Raw genomic sequence first — 2,543 nt, 5'->3', positions numbered from 1 at the left:
CGGGGTCTGGGCCTCGGCGGCAAACGGAACGGCCAACGCCGTCGCCGTCAACAGGGCGAGAAGTCGCCCACGCGGCCGGACGGACGCGGCCAAGTAACGGAAATTCATTGCGGAAAACCCTTTCTGAACGGGAAGTGCCCGAACCGCTCCGAAGCGCCGAACCTAGCCGCCTTGGGCGCGGCTCTCTTCCCGTCAATTGAGGCAGATAAGTGACGGGCTCGGCGCTCTTGCGCGATTGCCCGCCTTCTTAACGTGGCCGACGAAAAGATCAATGCCGACAAGCGCCTTTGGCCACATCCGCAGCTGCACCCCGGTGAAATTCCCTGTGATAGGATTCAGGCCTACCGGTCCTCGAATCAACGTGTGCTGATGTTCATGTTCCAACGCCTTTTCGAGGGCCCCGGTGTCCGTCTTTGCGTCTTGGCCTCAGCCCTTGTCTTGGTGCTCGGCGGGGGACCCTCGACCGGCGCCGCACGGGGCGAGGAGGCGCATGCCATCGCCATGCACGGCAAGCCGGCGATGCCGGCCGATTTCACCCACATGCCCTACGTCAATCCCGATGCCCCTAAGGGCGGCCGGTTGACCTGGGGTGTTCTCGGAACCTTCGACAGTCTCAATCCCTTCATCGTGAGGGGACTGGCCGTGCAGCAGATGCGGGGCTACGTGGTCGAGAGCTTGCTCGCGCGCGGCAATGACGAGCCGTTCACGCTCTACGGCCTGCTCGCCAGGAGCGTCGAAACCGACGACGAGCGAAGCTTCGTCACGTTCCGCCTCGATCCCCGCGCCCGTTTCGCCGACGGCAAGCAGGTCACGGCCGAGGACGTGTTGTTCTCCTGGCAGCTGCTGCGCGACCACGGCCGGCCGAACCACCGGCAGTACTACGCCAAAGTCGCCAAGGCCGAGGCGAGCGATCCCCTCACCGTCCGCTTCGACCTTGCGGGCGCCAACGACCGCGAGTTGCCGCTGATCCTCGGCCTGATGCCGATCCTGCCCAAGCACGCAGTCGAGGTCGCGACCTTCGAGGAGACGACGCTGACGAGCCCGATCGGCTCCGGTCCCTATCGCGTCACGGCCGTGAAGCCCGGGGCCAGCGTGACGCTCATCCGCAATCCCGACTATTGGGGCCGCGACCTGCCCATCAACCGCGGGCTCTACAATTTCGACGAGATCAGGCTCGACTATTTTCGCGAGGCCAACGGCCAGTTCGAAGCCTTCAAGCGCGGCCTCTACGATTTCCGCGTCGAGCACGAGCCGCTGCGCTGGCACGACGGCTATGATTTTCCGGCCGCGAAAAGCGGCGAGGTGATCCGCGACACCGTCAAGCCGGGCGTGCCGCAGCCATCCGAGTTCCTGGTGTTCAACACGCGCCGGCCGATCTTCGCCGACATCCGCGTGCGCCAGGCGCTGACGCTGCTGTTCGATTTCGAGCTGGTCAACCGCAACTATTTCTTCGGTCTCTATTCGCGCGTTGCCGGCTATTTCGCCGGCTCCGACCTGTCGGCCTATGGCCGCCCCGCGGATGCGCGCGAGCGCGAGCTGCTCAAGCCGTTCGCGGCTCGAATTCCAGCCGACATCATGGACGGCAGCTACCGCCTTCCCATGACCGACGGCTCGGGGCGCGACCGCACCACGCTGCGCGCCGCGCTGAAACTGTTGTCGGAGGCCGGCTACGAGCTCGACGGCACCGTGCTGCGCAACCGTGCGACCAGAGCGCCCTTCACCTTCGAGATCCTGGTCACGACCCGCGACCAGGAGCGCATCGCGCTCGCCTTCCAGCGCGACCTCAAGCGCGCCGGCATCGAGCCGAGCGTGCGGTCGGTCGATCCCGTCCAGTTCGACCAGCGCCGGCTCGCTTTCGAGTTCGACATGATCCAGAACCGCTGGGATCAGTCGCTATCACCCGGCAACGAGCAATCTTTCTACTGGGGCAGCGCCGCCGCGGACAATCCGGGGACTCGCAACTACATGGGCGCCAGGGATCCTGCGGTCGATGCCATGATCGCCGCCCTGCTCGAGGCCCGTGAACATACGGACTTCGTCGCGACGGTACGGGCCCTCGATCGCGCTCTGATCGCGGGCTTCTATACAATCCCCCTGTTTAACGTATCCGAGCAATGGATCGCGCGCTGGAATCGGATAGAACGACCCAAGGCCACCTCGCTCTCAGGCTATTTGCCGGAGACCTGGTGGTCGAAGGGGCAGCCTTCCGCTCATCAAGCAAAGTGACGCCGTGAACCAGCCAGCCATATCGCCGACGCTCGACACGTTGTTCCAGCGCACGCTGATGCGGCAGCCGCACGCGACCGCGCTGCTCGATCCCCTCAACAAGGCCCGCGTGACCGGGCACCAGCCACGACGGATGACCTATGCCGAGGCGGACACGGCGATCGAGGCGCTGTCGGCCTATTTCGTCGAATCGGGTCTGCCGGCCAATTCCGTCATTGCGATCCAATTGCCTGCCACGGTCGAGTTCGTGCTCACCGTGCTCGCCGCCCATCGCGCCGGCCTCGTCGTCGCGGTGCTGCCGCTGCTGTGGCGGCATG

Annotated in this window: 2 protein-coding genes and 1 pseudogene; 2 read left to right on the top strand and 1 reads right to left on the bottom strand. The window is 65.3% G+C overall.

Going from position 1 to position 2,543, the window contains the following annotated elements:
* Positions 1–108: pseudogene (locus MOV74_RS35890) on the bottom strand (invasion associated locus B family protein); the annotation flags it as partial.
* 261 nt (positions 109–369) lie between these two features.
* On the opposite strand from MOV74_RS35890, the gene MOV74_RS35885 reads away from it, so the two are divergent.
* Both MOV74_RS35885 and MOV74_RS35880 read left to right on the top strand, forming a co-directional pair.
* Positions 370–2,226, top strand: coding sequence for an extracellular solute-binding protein (locus MOV74_RS35885; protein WP_246931965.1), 1,857 nt, complete (start codon positions 370–372; stop codon positions 2,224–2,226).
* A 4-nt stretch (positions 2,227–2,230) separates the two neighbouring features.
* Positions 2,231–2,543: AMP-binding protein (locus MOV74_RS35880; protein WP_246931963.1), on the top strand; the 313-nt coding region annotated here is incomplete at its 3' end.

This window comes from Bradyrhizobium sp. SHOUNA76 (assembly GCF_023006445.1).
Lineage (GTDB): Bacteria > Pseudomonadota > Alphaproteobacteria > Rhizobiales > Xanthobacteraceae > Bradyrhizobium.
The sequence above is the reverse complement of the archived record's forward strand: the minus strand, read 5'-3'. Positions and strand labels throughout refer to the sequence as shown.

Bases quoted from the DNA above. Each gene is read 5' to 3' on its own strand.
- MOV74_RS35885 (WP_246931965.1), top strand. From the start codon at position 370: ATGTTCATGTTCCAACGCCTTTTCGAGGGCCCCGGTGTCCGTCTTTGC.